This is a genomic window from Kribbella sp. CA-247076, from assembly GCF_050942445.1.
Taxonomy (GTDB): Bacteria; Actinomycetota; Actinomycetes; order Propionibacteriales; family Kribbellaceae; genus Kribbella.
On record NZ_CP192051.1, the window covers coordinates 1,466,751 to 1,482,599 of the forward strand.

A 15,849-nucleotide genomic window follows, 5' to 3' on the forward strand; every position below is an offset into this window, starting at 1 on the left:
CGGAGGCGTGCGGGCGCCGATAGGGTGGGCGAACGTGACCGAGACCGGTAGTGAGACCCGTACCCGCGCGCGGTTCGAGGTGCCCGAGGAGCTGCGGGCCGACGTACGCCTGCTGGGCGAGATCCTCGGCAAGGTGCTGGTGGAGTACGCCGGGCAGCCGCTGCTCGACGACGTCGAGAAACTCCGCGAGCTCACCATCGCCGGTGACGGCGCCGCGGCCGAGCAGCTGGTCGCCTCCTGGCCGCACGAGCGGGCCGAGGACGTGGCCCGCGCGTTCACCTGCTACTTCCACCTGACGAACCTCAGCGAGGAGCTGCACCGGGCCCGGGTGCTGCGTGAGCGCGACCGGGCCGGCTCCGCCGCGGTGGTCTCGGAGCTGGCGCAGGCGGTCGAGCAGATCTCCCGCGAGAGCGGCGAGCAGCAGGCGCGCGCGCTGCTCACCGGGCTGGAGTTCCGGCCGGTGCTGACCGCGCACCCGACCGAGGCCCGGCGCCGCGCGGTGCTGGCGACCATCCGGCGGATCTCGTCGCTGCTGGAGGAGCGCACCGACCCGCGCGCCGGCGACAGCGAGCTCGCCGAGAACCGGCGCCGCCTGGTCGAGCAGGTCGACATTCTCTGGCGTACGTCGCAGCTGCGTACCAGCCGGCCGTCACCGCTGGACGAGGTCCGGTCGGCGATGGCGGTGTTCGAGGAGACGCTGTTCGATGTCGTCGGCAACGTCTACCGCCGGCTCGACGACGCGCTGGCCGGCGACGCGGCCGGCACCAAGCTCCCGGTGGTCGCGCCGTTCGTCCGGCTGGGCTCCTGGATCGGCGGCGACCGCGACGGCAACCCGAACGTCACCGCCGCGATCACCCGCGAGGCGATGCAGATCCAGGCCGACCATGTGCTGCGGGCGCTCGAGCAGGCCACCGACGCCCTCGGCCGTGCGCTGACGCTGGACGCGGCGACCACGCCGCCGTCCGCGCCGGTCCGCCGCATCCTCGAGGACGCCCGTGCGGTCAACCCCGACCTGATCGCGGACATCGAGACCCGTTCGCCTGCCGAGCCGCACCGCCAGCTCCTGCTGCTGGCAGCGCGCCGGTTGGCCGCCACCCGCGCCCGGGACGCCGACTTCGGCTACCCACGCGCCGCCGACTTCCTGCACGAGCTGAAAGTGCTGCAAGACTCGCTGGTGACCGCAGGCGCGCCCCGGCAGGCGTACGGCGAGCTGCAGCAGCTCATCTGGCAGGTGCACTCTTTCGGCTTCCACCTGGCCGAGCTCGAGGTCCGGCAGCACTCGTCGGTGCACACCAAGGCACTGGAAGAGGTGCTCGGTGGCGGCGAGCTGTCGGACCAGACCGAGGAGGTGCTCGCCACCCTGCGGGTGATCGGCCAGATCCAGCAGCGTTTCGGCCCCGAGGCCTGCCGGCGGTACGTCGTTTCGTTCACCCGCAACGCCGGTGACCTGGCAGCCGTCTACGAGCTGGCGGACGCCGCTATGGACGGCCGTCCGATCGAGCTGGACGTCGTACCGCTGTTCGAGACCGGTGAGGACCTGCAGAACTCGGTGGAGGTGCTGGACAACGCCATCCAGCTCACCCGGGTCCGGCATCGGCTGACCGCCAACGACCGGCGCTTCGAGGTCATGCTCGGGTACTCCGACTCCGCCAAGGACGTCGGCCCGGTGTCGGCCACGCTGGCCCTGTACGACGCGCAGGCGCGGATCACCGCGTGGGCGCAGCGCAACGCCATCCGGCTGACGTTGTTTCACGGCCGCGGCGGTGCACTGGGCCGTGGCGGTGGTCCGGCGAACCGCGCCGTACTCGCCCAGGCTCCCGGGTCGGTGGCCGGGCGGTTCAAGCTCACCGAGCAGGGTGAGGCGATCCCGGCGCGCTACGGCAACGCGCCGATCGCGCAGCGGCACATCGAGCAGGTGACCGCGGCGACGCTGCTGGCGTCCACGCCGGCGGTCGAGGAGCGGGCGGCCGCGGCGGCGAACCGGTTCTCCGTGGTGGAGAAGACGCTCGACGAGGCCGCGCGTACGGCGTACCACCGGCTGGTGAAGGCGGACGGCTTCGCGGAGTGGTTCGGCCGGGTCACTCCGTTGGAGGAGCTCGGCCAGCTGCCGCTCGGGTCGCGTCCGGCCCGCCGTGGGGTGGCGGTGTCCTCGCTGGAGGACCTGCGGGCGATCCCCTGGGTGTTCGCCTGGTCGCAGGCTCGGGTGAACGCGCCCGGCTGGTACGGCCTGGGCTCCGCGCTGGCCGCGGTCGGAGACGTCGCCGCACTGCGTGACGCGAACCAGAACTGGCCGCTGTTCCAGGTGATGCTGGAGAACGCGGAGATGTCGCTGGCGAAGACCGACCGGCGCATCCTCGGCCGCTACCTCGAGTTGGGCGATCGTGCCGACCTGACGCAGCTGATGCTCGACGAGCACGCGCTGACGACCGAGTGGGTGCTCAAGGTCCTCGACCAGGACCGGCTGCTCGCCGGACGCCGGGTGCTGGGCCGCGCGGTCGAGCTGCGCAACCCGTACGTCGACGCCCTCAGCTACCTGCAGTTGCGCGCACTGCGGACGCTGCGGACGGACGACTCGCTGGACGAGGAGCAGATCGTCCGGACCAGGCGGCTGCTGTTGCTGACCGTGTCCGGTGTCGCTGCCGGCCTGCAGAACACCGGCTGATGTTCAGCGACCTGGAGCGGCCGCCACTCGACGCACGCTTCCTGCGCGGGCGGCTGGTGCGGCCTGGCTCGCTGTGGACGCAGATCGACGTACTGGACGACACGGAGTCGACCAACGCGGTCGTCGCGGCTGCAGCGCTTGCGGGCGCGTCCGAGGGGCTGGTGGTCACCGCAGAGCACCAGTCGTCGGGGCGTGGCCGGCTGGGCCGTACGTGGACCACACCACCGCGTTCGGCCCTGCTGACGTCCGTGCTGCTGCGTCCGACCGCGGTGCCCGCGGCTCGGTGGCCTTGGCTCGGGTTGCTGATGCCGTTGGCGGTTGCGGCCGCCGTACGACGGGTGGGCGAGCTCCCGGCCCAGGTGAAGTGGCCCAACGACGTACTGGTCGAGGACCGCAAGCTGGCCGGCATCCTGCTCGAGCGGGTGGACGGACCGGCGGCGGTGGTCGGCTTCGGCATCAACGTCACGTTGCGGGAGGTGGAGAAGCCGCACCCGGCGGCCACGTCGTTGGCGCTCGAAGGAGCGGCGACGACCGACCGGGTGACCGTGCTGGCCGCCGTACTGCGGGAGCTCGCGACCCGCTACCAGACGTGGGCCGACGCGGGCGGCGACCCGGCCGGCCTCCTGCCCGAGTACCACGAGCTGTCCGCGACGCTCGGGCGCCTCGTCCGGGTGGAGCTTCCCGACGGCACGTTCTTGGAAGGCAGGGCCCGCGACCTGGACGCCGACGGCCGGCTGATCGTGGACACCCCCGGCGGCCCACGGTCGTTGGCGGCCGGAGACGTCACCCATCTACGAACGGCGTGAGGACTCGCCGATTGTCATGCCGTGGTCCGGCCGGTGCACGACCACGATCCGGTTGCCGGCCCGCACCGAGCCGGTCGCCAGCACCTTGAGGTAGGCGCCGACCCGGCCGGTCTTGCCGAAGCGGTGATGGAACCGGTGGATCCCCATCCGGCCGGACAGGTTCCCGCACGGCGTCCGGGCCGACCGCACCTCGACCAGGATCCCGTTCTTCGGGCCGCCGATCCGCCACCGTTCGCCGATCAGCGCCCCGGTGACGTCCAGGCCGCGCGTCCGCAGGTTCTCCCCGAACAACCCGGGCGGGATCTCGCGGCCGAGCTCGGCGGACCACCAGTCCGCGTCCTCCTCGGCGTACGCGTAGAGCGCCTTGTCCGGCCCGCCGTGGTACCTCGTGTCGCATTGCCGGTCGCCGGCCAGGCCGAGCTCGGTGACCTCGACCGGGCCGCGGACCGGACGTTTGTCGATCGCCGACCAGCGTGACGGGCCACGGATCAGCTCGTGCACCACGTTGACCGCGACCAGTTGGGCGGGCATCAGCTGATCCAGCGGATCGGGTCGCCGCTGTCGAGATCGTTGCATCCGGCATCGTGCAGTGCGCCGGCGACGAGCGTACGGCGGTACGACGCGAACGTCAGCACGTGCGCGACCATCGCGCCGGCCGTGTACACCTCGACGTTCTCGCCCGGGCAGACGATCAGCTCGTCGAGCCGGTCGTTGCCGCACAACTCGGCGACCTCACCCGCGAACGCCGGGCCGGCTTCGCGCAGGCGGCGGTGCATGCTCTGCACGCTCTCGTCCTGCTCGACGGCGAAGTCGTACTCCTGGCCGGTCAGGTTCGCGTGCCACATCTCCAGCTGGCCGACCAGGCGGGACAGCAGCGACCGCAGTGTCGGGTCCGCGTCGATGCCCTCGACCGAGATCTCGATCGACCGGTCGAGCTGCTCGTCGGTCAGCGTGGCCGCCTGGTCGAGCATCTCGCCGAGCAGCCAGACGTGATGGTCGACTATCGAACGAATCAGGTCCATCGAGCTCACCTTGTCCCTGGCCGGTATCCGCAGGCCGTTCGGTGGATGGAAGTGGATGCCGCTCGGCGCCGCGAGCCGGATCCGGTCCGGCCGGCCGCGCCACGCGTTCGGCGGTACGCCGTACGCGCGACCGAACGCCCTGGTGAACGCCTCGTGCGAGCCGTAGCCCGCCTCCACCGCGACGTCCAGGATGTGCCCGGGCCCGGTCAGCAGCCGGTACGCCGACCGCTCGAGCAGGATCCGGCGCCGGAACGCCCCCGGACGTTCGCCCGCCGCGGCCGCGACCATCCGGTCCAGGTGCGACCGGGAGAGCCGTAGCCGCGTGGCCAGGTCGTCACCCGTCACGCCAGGCTCGTCCAGCGCGTCCGCGAGCGCGGAGACGAAGGCGGCGAGCACATCGGTCATGCGGACCATGGTGCCCGCCGCCGGGTCGTCGTACTTGATCGTTTTCGCTCTACCCGGTGAAGATCTTCGCCGCGGTGATGAGGGTCTGGACGACGCCGTACCCGAGCAGGACGGCGACCAGCAGCCAGGAGATCACCAGGCGTGGGGTCTGGTTCATCGGGCCGCCTCCATGCTCGGCTCGGACCGTTCGTGGAAGCGCTCCGCGACCGGGCGGATCAGCAGGTTGGCGACGAAGCCGACGGCCAGGACGCCGACCATCGTGAACAGCGCCGGCCGGTACGCCGCGGCCGTCAGTGTGCCCGGTTTGCCTTCCCGGTCGAGGAACCCGTTGATGATCAGCGGTCCGGCGATCCCGGCCGCGGACCACGCGGTCAGCAGCCGCCCGTGGATCGCGCCCACCTGGTAGGTCCCGAACAGATCCCGCAGGTACGCCGGAACGGTCGCGAACCCGCCGCCGTAGAAGGACAGGATGACGGCCGCCAGCAGGACGAAGACGACCGTGCTGTTGTGGCCGACCGTGGCCAGCAGGGCGTAGGCGGCGATGCCGACGCCGAGGTACATGGCGTAGATGGGTTTGCGGCCGATCACGTCCGACGTACTCGACCAGCCGAACCGGCCGGCCATGTTGAAGATCGACAGCAGGCCGACGAACCCGGCGGCCGCGGCCACCGCGACCGAGGACGTGCCGTCGTCGCCGCGGAAGAAGTCCTGGATCATCGGGCTGGCCTGCTCGAGGATGCCGATCCCCGCGGTCACGTTGCAGAACAGCACCACCCACAGGCACCAGAACTGCGGTGTCTTGATGGCGTTCGCGGCCGAGACGTGGTTGGTGGTCACGAGCGCCTTCTGCTTGACCGTGGCCGCGTCGAACCCGTCCGGCTTCCAGTCGTCGGCGGGGACGCGGATGTTGACCACGCCGAACATCATGATCACGAAGTAGCCGATGCCGAGGGTGAGGAACAACGCCACCAGGGCACCGCCACCGGCCACCGACGCGCTGTTGCCGGGGTCGTAGTTGTCGTCGTACAGGCTGAGCAGTTGCCGCGAAAGCGGACTGGCCACGAGGGCTCCGCCGCCGAAGCCCATGATCGCCAGGCCGGTGGCCAGGCCGGGACGGTCGGGGAACCACTTGATCAGCGTCGAGACCGGGGAGATGTAGCCGATCCCGAGGCCGATGCCGCCGATGACGCCGTACCCGAGGTAGACGAGCCAGAGTTGGCCGGTGCCGATGCCCAGGGCACCGACCAGGAACCCGGCGGCCCAGAAGGACGCGGACACGAACATCGCCTTGCGCGGGCCGTTGCGCTCCACCCAGGTGCCGCCGATCGCGGCCGACAGGCCGAGCATCACGATCGCGATGCTGAAGATCACGCCGATCGCGGTCTGGCTGGTGTCGAAGTGCTTCACCAGCGACGTCTTGTAGACGCTGGTCGCGTACGCCTGGCCGATGCACAGGTGGACCGCGAGCGCGGCCGGCGGGATCAGCCAGCGGCTGTAGCCCGGTGGAGCCACCGTGTGCTCCCGATCGAGTACCGACAGAACGGCCATCCTGGCTCCCTTGTCCTCGGGTGGTGACCCCTCGCGCATACTCGCGCACTGTATGCACTTTGTGAAGTGTTAAACCATATTTCGGTCCGGCCGCCGGCCGGCCGTCCACAGGTGCCCGTGTCGGGGCAGGACAACCGAACCCGGGAACTGTGACACTGGGGGCATGGCGATCTCGGCGAAGTTGTTGGGCGAGGACGAGTACGTCGTCGTCAGCACCCGGACGCACTGGAAGGCGCTGATCTTCCCGGTGTTCGTGCTGCTCGTGGTGGCGGGCGCGGGTGGTTTCCTGGCCGCGATCGTGCCGTCCGGCAGCCTGCAGACGCCGGGCCGGATCGCGATCCTCGCGGTCGGCGTGGTGCTGCTGCTGACGTTCGCGGCGAAACCGTTCCTGAACTGGTTCTTCTCCACCTACACGCTGACCAACCGCCGGCTGATCACCCGGCACGGCATCCTCACCCGGACCGGCCGCGACATCCCGTTGATGCGGATCAACGACGTCTCCTACGAGCACGGCCTGATCGACCGCCTGCTCGGCTGCGGCACGCTGCACATCGAGTCCGCCGGCGAACGCGGCCAGGTCGTGCTGCCCGACGTACCGCACGTCGAGCACGTCCACCTGCAGATGTCCGACCTGCTGTTCGGCGGGCCCGAGGGTCGGCCCGGCGACGGCATCCTCGACGACGAGCAGCCGCCGGAGCACATGCGCCGCCGCCCGAAGCCCGACCCCGACTCGGAAACCCTGTTCAGCTCCGACGACAAGTAACCAACGCCCGCCTCCGGTCATCTATCCAAGTAGAGGCCAAGGGGTGGTGCGAGATGAACAAGGCAATGGCAGTAGTGGCGGTCGCCGGAGTTGTCGCCGGTGGCCTGCTGCCGGGTACGGCGACGGCCGGCGAAGCGGCGACCTGTTCGCTGGGGGTCGGGTCGGTGACCGCGGCCGGGGACCACAAGGCGCAGACGGTCTTCTCGACCCTGCCGCCGGGCGCGAGCAGAGCAGGCTTCTACGCAACCGGGTTCTTCACGCCCGGGCAGGTGAAGCTCAGCAGTTCGGCGGTCGCGCGGGACGACGGGTTCGGCGGTAGCGCCGTCAGCGGGTACGTCGTCATCGGCGATGGGCTTTACCGGGTCGGCTACACCGCGGCGAACAACACGGTCACCGGCGGCGTCACCCGGATCGGCGGCGGTTGGGCGACGTTCGTCGCGCTGGAGGAGGCCGACTACCAAGGGCCGACCCAGACCGGGATCACCCGTCGGAATACCTACGCTCTCGGTGGTGACGGCATGCTCTTCCGCTGGACCGTCGACTCCAAGGGCGTCTGGCGGAACAGGGCGTCCGCGCCGGGGTTCGCCGCGGTGAAGTCGATGGCGTTGATCAGCAAGTCGGCGACGTACGACACCTTCCTTGCGAACACGCGTGGTGGGGCGCTCTACACCATCCACATTCCGACCGCCGCGCCGATGAAGCCCGTGGTCAAGCCGGTTCGCAGCAGGACGTGGCAGGGGTTCGAGGCGCTGCTCGCGCAGAAGTGCGGCCAGTACGGCACTCTCCTGCTCGGCATCGACAAGGACACCCAGAGCGCTTATCTGTACGCCGTCGGTCGCGCCACCGGCGCTACCACGGTCATCCAGTCACGCGGCAAGGTCCCCGTCAGCTTCCTCGACCCTGTCTACTTCCGCTGGAAGGACCCAGGCGCGCCACTCAACGGCGAGTGACCTCTGGATGCTCCACCTTCTAGGGTCTAGGTATGCAGCCAGGAGCAGAGGACGTTGCGTTCTTCCGTGAGCACGGGTACTGGATCTCGCCGGTGATTCTGCCGGGCGAGGTACTCGATGCGGCGGAGCGCGGGATGGAGCGGTTCTACGCCGGCGATCACGACCACGAGCTGCCGGACCTGCCATCGACGCGCGGATGGCAGCCGTCCGACGGCGACGTACTCCGGAAGAACGACTACGCCTCGCTGCGGGTGGACGAGTTGGCCGCGCTGGTCCGGCATCCGGCGATCGGGGCCACGGCGGCCGCGCTGTCCGGGGCGGAGGGGATCCGGTTGTGGCACGACCAGTTGCTGCGGAAGCCGGTCGACCGGCCGGGTGGGGCGGCCCGGGTGGGCTGGCACACGGATCGGCAGTACTGGCAGTCGTGTACGTCGGACAACATGCTGACCGCCTGGGTCGGATTCCACGACGTCGACGAGGTCAACGGCGCGGTCTCGTTCCTGCCTGGCAGTCACCGATGGGACGTCAGCGGCTTGGACTTCTTCTCCCAAGACCGGGAGGCGCTGGACGCCGCGCTGGTTGCCCAAGGGTTCGATCCGAAACCGGTGACACCTCGGATGCGCCGGGGGCAGGTGAGCTTTCACCACTGCCGTACGGTCCACGGCAGTTCAGCCAACCGCGGCACCGAGCCTCGCCGCTCGCTCGCGATCCACCTTCAGCCGACCGACAACCGTCACCGCCCCGGCGCGTCGCACCCCAACGACACCCTGGTCCGCACCGACCCGAGCACCAACGCGCCCGACTACACCGACCCGGCCATCCAGCCGGTCCTCTGGCCGCGCACATAGCAGCAACGCGCCACCCGTCGTCGAGCGGCGCGTTTCAGCGGGAAGCGGAGGGTCTAGCGGACGGCCGGCAGGTCGCCGGTGGTTTCCCCGTCGAGGGCCGCGGGGGAGTCGGGGGCCGGCGTACTCTCGGCCTCCTCGAGCTCGATCTCCTCGCGGAACACGAACCTTCGGTACGACCAGAACCGGAACAACGTACCCAGGCCGAGGCCGATCACGTTCGCGGAGACGTTGTCGGCCAGCCAGCTGTGCAGGTCGAGCACGTAGCGGGAGAAGCCGAGGCAGGCGGCCGCGATCAGCAGGCCGATCCCGTTCAGCACGAAGAACAGCACGTACTCACGGTGCAGCCCGGAGCGCTCCCGGTGCCGCCAGGTCCAGTGCCGGTTGCCCAGGTACGTCGCGATGGTCGCCGCCGTCACCGAGATGAACTTCGCGGTCAGCGGCTTGTGGTGCAGCATGCCGACCCCGGAGTCGGCGATCACGAGCGGGTTGTTGAAGACCAGCCAGTTGTAGATCGGAAGGTCGACGGCCATACCGAGCAGACCGACCAGACCGAATTTGGCCACTTCGTGCACCAGGTGCTCGACTCGGCGATACAGCGTGGTGACAAGCTTCAACGGTCTCCGGAACCTTCTGTGATCACAGCGCAACGGGAGGGCAGCTTCCCACGGTACCCGCCGACCGGCCCGTCCCCGAAATCACCCGCGCGTCGACCCAGCCGCCGCGGGCGGCGTGATGTATGGACATTAGGCTCTCGTCTGTGAAGTTCGATCGGAAGGACCTGCCCGTCGGTACGCCGTTGGTCGGCATGGTCGGCGGTGGGCAGTTGGCCCGGATGACGCAGGAGACCGCGGTCGCGCTCGGCATCCAGCTCCGGGTGCTGGCCGAGGGCCCGGCGGTGTCCGCGGCCCAGGCCGTCGCGGACGCGCCCGTCGGCGAGTACAAGGACCCGGAGACGGTACGCCGGTTCGCCGCGGAGTGTGACGTGGTCACGTTCGACCACGAACACGTCCCCACGGACCTGCTGCACTCGCTCGAGGCGGACGGGGTGAAGGTCCACCCCGGCCCGGACGCGCTGGTGCACGCCCAGGACAAGGCGGTCATGCGCCGCCGCCTGGACACCTTCGACGCGCCGTCGCCGGCTCACCAGGTGGTCGAGTCGCCGGCCGACGTCGAGGACTTCGCCAAGCGGGTCGGCGGCTTCCCGGTGATCCTGAAGACCACCCGCGGCGGGTACGACGGCAAGGGCGTCTGGTTCGTCGACGGCCCCGACGACGCCGCGATCGGGACCGCTTTCGCGAGCGGCGTACCGATCCTGGCCGAGGAGAAGGTCGACTTCGTCCGCGAGCTGTCCGCGATCGTGGCCCGGTCGCCGCACGGTCAGGCGGTCGCCTACCCGATCGTCGAGTCGGTGCAGCGGGACGGCATCTGCGTCGAGGTCACCGCGCCCGCGCCGGGCCTGCCGGCGGAGAAGGCGGCCCAGGCCCAGCGGACCGCGCTGCGGATCGCCGGCGAGCTCGGGGTGGTCGGCATCCTCGCGGTGGAGATGTTCGAGGCCCGCGACGGCCGCCTGCTGGTCAACGAGCTCGCGATGCGCCCCCACAACACCGGCCACTGGTCGATCGACGGCGCGGTCACCTCCCAGTTCGAGAACCACCTCCGCGCCGTCCTCGACCTGCCCCTCGGGTCGCCGGCCGCGCGAGCGCCGTACACGGTGATGGTCAACGTGCTCGGCGGCGACGTCGAGGATATGCACCGCGGACTGCTGCACTGCCTGGCCCGCGACCCCGGGCTCAAGGTGCACTTCTACGGCAAGTCCGTGAAGCCCGGCCGCAAGGTCGGCCACGTGACCGCGTACGGCGACGACCTCGAGGACGTCCGTGAACGCGCCCGGCACGCGGCCGCGTACCTGACCGGCACCATCGACGAGTAGGGGACCTGCCGGATGACTGTTGGAATCGTGATGGGGTCGGACTCCGACTGGCCGACGATGCGGGCCGCGGCCGAGGTGTGCACCGAGTTCGACGTGCCCTTCGAGGCCGACGTGATCTCCGCGCACCGGATGCCGGTGGAGATGATCGACTACGGCCGGGCGGCGCACGAGCGCGGTCTCAAGGTGCTGATCGCGGGCGCGGGCGGTGCCGCGCACCTGCCCGGCATGCTGGCGTCGGTGACGCCGTTGCCGGTGATCGGCGTACCGGTGCCGTTGAAGTACCTGGACGGGATGGACTCGTTGCTGTCCATCGTGCAGATGCCGGCCGGCGTACCGGTCGCGACCGTGTCGATCGGGAACGCCCGGAACGCGGGCCTGCTCGCCGTCCGGATCCTGGCCGCCTCGGACGAGAAGCTGCGCGGCCGGATGATGGCGTACCAGGAGTCGCTGGCCGACCTCGCCCGGGCCAAGGGCAGCACGGTCCGTGACGGCGCGGCAGAGCTCCGTAAAGGCTGATCACAGCCGGTTTTCCACAGCATGCAGCCGGGTAATCGTGAGTTCCCACCTGATGTCGTCTAAGGTCATCGATCGTGACTCCGCCCGCTGAATCGGATACGCAGCGCATCCCGATCCGCTACTGGATCTGGCTGTTCGGTGCTGCCGTGTCCCTGCTCGGCGACCTGACGATGACGTTCGCCATCGGCTGGTCCGCCAGCCGGCACGGCGGCCAGGTCGCCGGGCTGGTCCTGCTCCTCGCCGCCGCACCGCGGGCCGCCCTGCTGCTGGTCGGCGGCGCGGTCGGCGACCGGTTCGGCGCGCCGCGCGTGCTGCTGGTCAGCTGCGTGGCGATGTTCGCGGTGACGGCCGCGCTGGTCCCGGCCACGCTGGCCGCCGGCGAGCCGGTCTGGCTGCTGCTCGGCCTGGCCCTCGTGGTCGGCGTGATCGACGCGTTCTTCCTGCCGTCGTCGCGCTCGATGCCGCGCCTGCTCGTCCCACCGGAGCAGGTGCCGCGGGCGCTGGCCAGCTTCCAGGTCACCGGCGTCGTCTTCGCCGTCACCGGCACCGCCGTCGGCGGCCTCCTGGTCAGCTGGTCCGGCCTCACCGCCGCCGCCGGCTTCGACGCCCTCACCTTCGCCGTCATGATCCTCGTCCTCATCCTCCTGCGAAAGACGATCAGCCCGCCCGGGGAGATGCCGACCGGGATGATCAGGTCGATCGCGGCCGGGATCAAGGTCGCCTTCGGGCGGCCGCTCACTCGCGCCCTGCTGATCACGATGACCGTGGCCGCGGGGCTGTTGATGCCGCTGGACGCGTTGCTGTTCCCGTTGCTGGCCAGGTCGCACGGGTGGGACGCGGCGACCGCGGGGTTGCTGGTGGCGAGCCGGAGCCTGGGAGTGGGGGTGATCGCGCTGCGCATCCTCATGCGCGGAGCGTTTCCCCGGCCGGGCGTGTTCGCCGCGCTCGGTCTCCTCGTCGCTGCCGCCGGTCTGCTCGGTCTCTCGGTCCTCGATCCGCTGCCGCTGGCGTTCGCTGCCGGTGTGCTCAGCGGGATCGGCGTCGGGACGTTCACCGGACACGTGCTGCCCTTGCTGATGAACTCGGTCGAGCGCGAGTACCAGTCGCGGCTGCAGTCGGTCGTGGTGCTGTGCCAGAGCCTTGCGCTCGTGGTGATGAACCCGGTCCTCGGCGGCCTGGCGGACGTGTCGAGCGTGGGAATCACCGGCGTCTGCCTGGGCATCTCGGTCGCTGCCGCGCTGACGGGCCTCGTCGTCCTGACGCGACCCGTCCTGCGGTCGGCGACGGTTTCCTAGGGCTTGCCGGGGGCTCGGTAGGTCCAGCCGGCGGCTCGCCAGGTGTCGGGGTTCAGGAGGAGGCGGGCGTCGACGAGGGCGGGGGTGGCGACGACCTGCTTGAGGGCGACCGGGTCGAGGGCGCGGAACTCGGGCCACTCGGTCAGGTGGAGTACGGCGTGGGCGCCGTCGCAGGCCTCGAGCGCGGAACCGGCGTACCGCAGGGTCGGGCGGACCTTGCGGGCGTTCTCCATCGCCTCCGGGTCGTAGACGGTGACGTTCGCGCCGTGCAGCTGGATCCGGCCGGCCACGTCGAGCGCGGGCGAGTCGCGGACGTCGTCGGTCCCGGCCTTGAACGCGGCCCCGAGGACGGTGACGTTGCGGCCGACCCATTCCGCGCCGAGCACCTCGTGGGTCAGGTCGACGATCCGCGCGCGGCGGCGGTGGTTGATGTCGTCCACCTCGCGCAGCAGCGTGATCACCTCTTCGACGCCCAGCTCGCCGGCCCGGTGCATGAACGCCCGCAGGTCCTTCGGCAGGCAGCCGCCGCCGTACCCGGGACCCGCGTTCAGCATCCCGCGGCCGATCCGCTTGTCGAATCCGAGCGCGTCGGCGAGCTGGGTCACGTCGGCGCCGGCCGCGTCGGCCATCTCGGCGAGCGCGTTGATGAACGAGATCTTGGTGGCCAGGAAGGCGTTCGCGCCGCCCTTCACCAGCTCGGCGGTCGGCCGGTTGCAGACGACCACCGGCGTACCCTCGGCGATCGGGGTGGCGAAGACCTCGCGCAGCCGGGTCTCGGCGGCCGCGGACCGTACGCCGAACACCAGCCGGTCCGGGTGCAGCGTGTCCTCGACGCCATGTGCCTCGCGGAGGAACTCGGGCTGCCAGGCGAGCTCGACCGCGGAGCCGGCCGGCGCCTCGGCGTGGAACCGGTCCTCGACGATCGTCGACGTACCGACCGGGACGGTGGACCGGCCGACGACCAGCGTGGGCTTGGTCAGCAGCGGGGCGAGCATGTCCACGACCGAGTGCACCTGGGACAGGTCGGCCGCCTCGCTGCCCTCGAGCTGCGGGGTGCCGACGCAGATGAAGTGCACGTCCGCCCAGTCGGCGATCTCGCGGTAGTCCTTGGTGAAGCGCAGCCGGCCGGACTCCACGTGGGTCTTCAGCAGCGGGTCCAGCCCCGGTTCGTACAGCGGGGCCTTGCCGTCGTTCAGCAGCTTCAGCCGGTGCTCGTCGATCTCGACGCCGATCACGTCGAAACCGAACTCGGCCATGCCCGCGGCCGTGTTCGCGCCGAGGTAATTGGTGCCGATCACGGCGATCCGCAGCGGACGGGACGTCGCTTCAGTCATGCCGGGGACTCTACCTATCCTGGTTATCAGCCGGTGACCGGCACTTGTCCGGCCCGTGCGGGTTTGGTCACTTTCGGCGTACGACGTCCTCCGTCGGCGGGTTGTTCGTCGTACAGTGCAACTCGTGAGTAACTCATTCGACCTGTACGCGCTGTCCGAGGAGCATCAGGCGATCCGGGAGGCGGTCCGCGACGTCTGTGACGCCAAGGTCGCCCCGCACGCCGGTGACGTGGACGAGCTGGCCGAGTTCCCGAAGGCGTCGTACGACGCGCTGAAGGCGTCCGACTTCCACGCCCCGCACATCCCGGAGGAGTACGGCGGCGCCGGGGCGGACGCGCTCGCGACCGTGATCGTGATCGAGGAGGTCGCCCGCGCCTGCGCGTCGACCTCGCTGATCCCGGCGGTGAACAAGCTCGGGTCGCTGCCGCTGCTGCTGTCCGCGGCGGACGAGGTCAAGCAGCGCTACCTGCCGCCGGTGGCCGCGGGGGACGCGATGTTCTCGTACTGCCTGTCGGAGCCCGAGGCCGGCTCGGACGCCGTCTCGATGAAGACCCGGGCGGTGCCCGACGGCGACCACTACGTGCTGAACGGCGTGAAGCGGTGGATCACCAACGCCGGCGTCAGCGACTACTACACCGTGTTCGCGGTCACCGACCCGGACGCGCGGTCGAAGGGGATCAGCGCGTTCGTGGTGGAGAAGTCCGACGAGGGGGTCTCGTTCGGCGCGCCGGAGAAGAAGCTCGGCATCAAGGGTTCACCGACCCGCGAGGTGTACCTCGACAACGTCCGGATCCCCGCCGGCCGCCTCATCGGCGACCCGGGCACCGGGTTCACCACCGCGATGGCGACGCTCGACCACACCCGGGTGACGATCGCCGCGCAGGCGCTCGGGATCGCGCAGGGCGCGCTCGACTATGCGCTCGGGTACGTCCAGGAGCGCAAGCAGTTCGGCAAGGCGATCGCGGAGTTCCAGGGCCTGCAGTTCATGCTCGCCGACATGGGCATGAAGATCGAGGCCGCCCGCCAGCTCACGTACGCCGCCGCCGCGCGCTCGGAGCGCGGTGACGCCGACCTGACCTACTTCGGCGCCGCCGCCAAGTGCTTCGCCTCGGACGTCGCGATGGCCGTCACCACCGACGCCGTCCAACTCCTCGGCGGCTACGGCTACACCCACGACTACCCGGTCGAACGGATGATGCGCGACGCCAAGATCACCCAGATCTACGAAGGCACCAACCAGGTCCAGCGCATCGTCATGGCCCGTCAGCTTCTGAAGGGCCTCGGCTGATCGAAGGGGCTCAGGTGCCGTAGATCCGGTCGGGGCGTACGAAGACCGCCGCGCGGCGGTCGGCCGCCATCACCCGGTCGTACTCGTCCCAGTCGTCGTGGGTGCCGCCGGCCGCGGTGAAGATCTCGCGCAGTATCAGCCGGAGCCGCTCGGCGTCCACACCTGGATGCGGGTCGTCCGGCCCGATGATCGCAGCCTGTCCTTCCACGGCCGCCCATTTCCAGCCGGAGCGCACCGCCAGGTTGACCTGCCGGCGGTCCCGGAGGTTGCGCAGCTTGACCTTCCCGTAGGTCACGAACGCGACGACGGGATCGCCGTCGATGGGGTGGTCCAGAACGCCCAGGTTGACGACGGACGACTGGATCGTGTGGTCGGCGCGCACGGTCGACACGACAGCAAGCCCCTGCTCCGCCCGGGCTAGGTCCGCGAACTCGTTCAAGGTGGTCACCCGGACATCATGCGTCAGGACCCGCGAAATAAGG

General features: G+C 70.4%; 16 protein-coding genes. 9 read left to right on the forward strand and 7 right to left on the reverse strand.

What is annotated here, in order from left to right; translation table 11 throughout:
* Nucleotides 1-34: 34 nt before the first annotated feature.
* Together ACQPYZ_RS06960 and ACQPYZ_RS06965 are read left to right on the forward strand one after the other, a co-directional pair.
* Nucleotides 35-2,662 (forward strand): phosphoenolpyruvate carboxylase, encoded by a 2,628-nt coding sequence (locus ACQPYZ_RS06960; RefSeq protein ID WP_433166414.1) that lies wholly within the window; start codon nt 35-37, stop codon nt 2,660-2,662.
* On the forward strand, nt 2,662-3,468 hold the full coding sequence (locus ACQPYZ_RS06965) for a biotin--[acetyl-CoA-carboxylase] ligase (protein WP_433166415.1): 807 nt from the start codon (nt 2,662-2,664) through the stop codon (nt 3,466-3,468). The genes ACQPYZ_RS06960 and ACQPYZ_RS06965 overlap by 1 nt, the downstream gene beginning before the upstream one ends.
* On the opposite strand, the gene ACQPYZ_RS06970 is transcribed toward ACQPYZ_RS06965, so the two are convergent.
* From ACQPYZ_RS06970 to ACQPYZ_RS06985, 4 genes are read right to left on the reverse strand one after another with little or no spacing between them, the layout of a single operon-like run.
* The gene (locus ACQPYZ_RS06970; RefSeq protein ID WP_433166417.1) at nt 3,454-3,999 is read right to left on the reverse strand and encodes an MOSC domain-containing protein; all 546 of its coding nucleotides are present in this window, start codon (nt 3,997-3,999) and stop codon (nt 3,454-3,456) included. The genes ACQPYZ_RS06965 and ACQPYZ_RS06970 overlap by 15 nt on opposite strands.
* A complete protein-coding gene (locus ACQPYZ_RS06975; protein WP_433166419.1) occupies nt 3,999-4,895 on the reverse strand; it encodes a helix-turn-helix domain-containing protein in 897 nt (298 codons plus the stop codon). Before ACQPYZ_RS06975 ends, ACQPYZ_RS06970 begins: the two co-directional genes overlap by 1 nt.
* Nucleotides 4,896-4,944: 49 nt before the next feature.
* Entirely contained in the window at nt 4,945-5,052 is a 108-nt protein-coding gene (locus ACQPYZ_RS06980; protein ID WP_433166421.1) for an MFS transporter small subunit, read from the reverse strand.
* The gene (locus tag ACQPYZ_RS06985; protein WP_433166422.1) at nt 5,049-6,443 is read right to left on the reverse strand and encodes an OFA family MFS transporter; all 1,395 of its coding nucleotides are present in this window, start codon (nt 6,441-6,443) and stop codon (nt 5,049-5,051) included. Before ACQPYZ_RS06985 ends, ACQPYZ_RS06980 begins: the two co-directional genes overlap by 4 nt.
* 163 nt (nt 6,444-6,606) lie before the next feature.
* Between ACQPYZ_RS06985 and ACQPYZ_RS06990 the strand changes: the two genes are divergently transcribed.
* The 3 genes from ACQPYZ_RS06990 to ACQPYZ_RS07000 are packed head-to-tail and all read left to right on the forward strand — an operon-like array spanning nt 6,607 to nt 9,004.
* Nucleotides 6,607-7,206 (forward strand): PH domain-containing protein, encoded by a 600-nt coding sequence (locus tag ACQPYZ_RS06990; RefSeq protein WP_433166424.1) that lies wholly within the window; start codon nt 6,607-6,609, stop codon nt 7,204-7,206.
* A 53-nt stretch (nt 7,207-7,259) separates the two neighbouring features.
* Nucleotides 7,260-8,156 carry a hypothetical protein gene (locus tag ACQPYZ_RS06995; protein WP_433166426.1) on the forward strand — a complete coding sequence of 299 codons (897 nt, stop codon included), beginning with the start codon at nt 7,260-7,262 and terminating at the stop codon, nt 8,154-8,156.
* A gap of 32 nt (nt 8,157-8,188) precedes the next feature.
* Nucleotides 8,189-9,004, forward strand: coding sequence for a phytanoyl-CoA dioxygenase family protein (locus ACQPYZ_RS07000; protein ID WP_433166427.1), 816 nt, complete (start codon nt 8,189-8,191; stop codon nt 9,002-9,004).
* A 53-nt stretch (nt 9,005-9,057) separates the two neighbouring features.
* Here ACQPYZ_RS07000 and ACQPYZ_RS07005 read toward each other — a convergent pair whose 3' ends face one another.
* Nucleotides 9,058-9,618, reverse strand: coding sequence for a GtrA family protein (locus ACQPYZ_RS07005; protein WP_433166428.1), 561 nt, complete (start codon nt 9,616-9,618; stop codon nt 9,058-9,060).
* Between the two features lie 143 nt (nt 9,619-9,761).
* On the opposite strand from ACQPYZ_RS07005, the gene ACQPYZ_RS07010 reads away from it, so the two are divergent.
* The 3 genes from ACQPYZ_RS07010 (at nt 9,762) to ACQPYZ_RS07020 (ending at nt 12,745) form a co-directional block, all read left to right on the forward strand.
* Entirely contained in the window at nt 9,762-10,934 is a 1,173-nt protein-coding gene (locus tag ACQPYZ_RS07010; protein WP_433166430.1) for a 5-(carboxyamino)imidazole ribonucleotide synthase, read from the forward strand.
* 12 nt (nt 10,935-10,946) lie between these two features.
* Nucleotides 10,947-11,450, forward strand: coding sequence for a 5-(carboxyamino)imidazole ribonucleotide mutase (gene purE / locus ACQPYZ_RS07015; protein WP_433166432.1), 504 nt, complete (start codon nt 10,947-10,949; stop codon nt 11,448-11,450).
* A 74-nt stretch (nt 11,451-11,524) separates the two neighbouring features.
* On the forward strand, nt 11,525-12,745 hold the full coding sequence (locus ACQPYZ_RS07020) for an MFS transporter (protein ID WP_433166434.1): 1,221 nt from the start codon (nt 11,525-11,527) through the stop codon (nt 12,743-12,745).
* Here ACQPYZ_RS07020 and ACQPYZ_RS07025 read toward each other — a convergent pair.
* Nucleotides 12,742-14,079 carry a UDP-glucose dehydrogenase family protein gene (locus ACQPYZ_RS07025; protein ID WP_433166436.1) on the reverse strand — a complete coding sequence of 446 codons (1,338 nt, stop codon included), beginning with the start codon at nt 14,077-14,079 and terminating at the stop codon, nt 12,742-12,744. The genes ACQPYZ_RS07020 and ACQPYZ_RS07025 overlap by 4 nt on opposite strands.
* 124 nt (nt 14,080-14,203) lie before the next feature.
* Between ACQPYZ_RS07025 and ACQPYZ_RS07030 the strand changes: the two genes are divergently transcribed.
* Nucleotides 14,204-15,367 carry an acyl-CoA dehydrogenase family protein gene (locus ACQPYZ_RS07030; RefSeq protein WP_433166438.1) on the forward strand — a complete coding sequence of 388 codons (1,164 nt, stop codon included), beginning with the start codon at nt 14,204-14,206 and terminating at the stop codon, nt 15,365-15,367.
* 10 nt (nt 15,368-15,377) lie between these two features.
* Here ACQPYZ_RS07030 and ACQPYZ_RS07035 read toward each other — a convergent pair whose 3' ends face one another.
* A complete protein-coding gene (locus ACQPYZ_RS07035; RefSeq protein WP_433166439.1) occupies nt 15,378-15,815 on the reverse strand; it encodes a TIGR03618 family F420-dependent PPOX class oxidoreductase in 438 nt (145 codons plus the stop codon).
* Between the last annotated feature and the right edge of the window lie 34 nt (nt 15,816-15,849).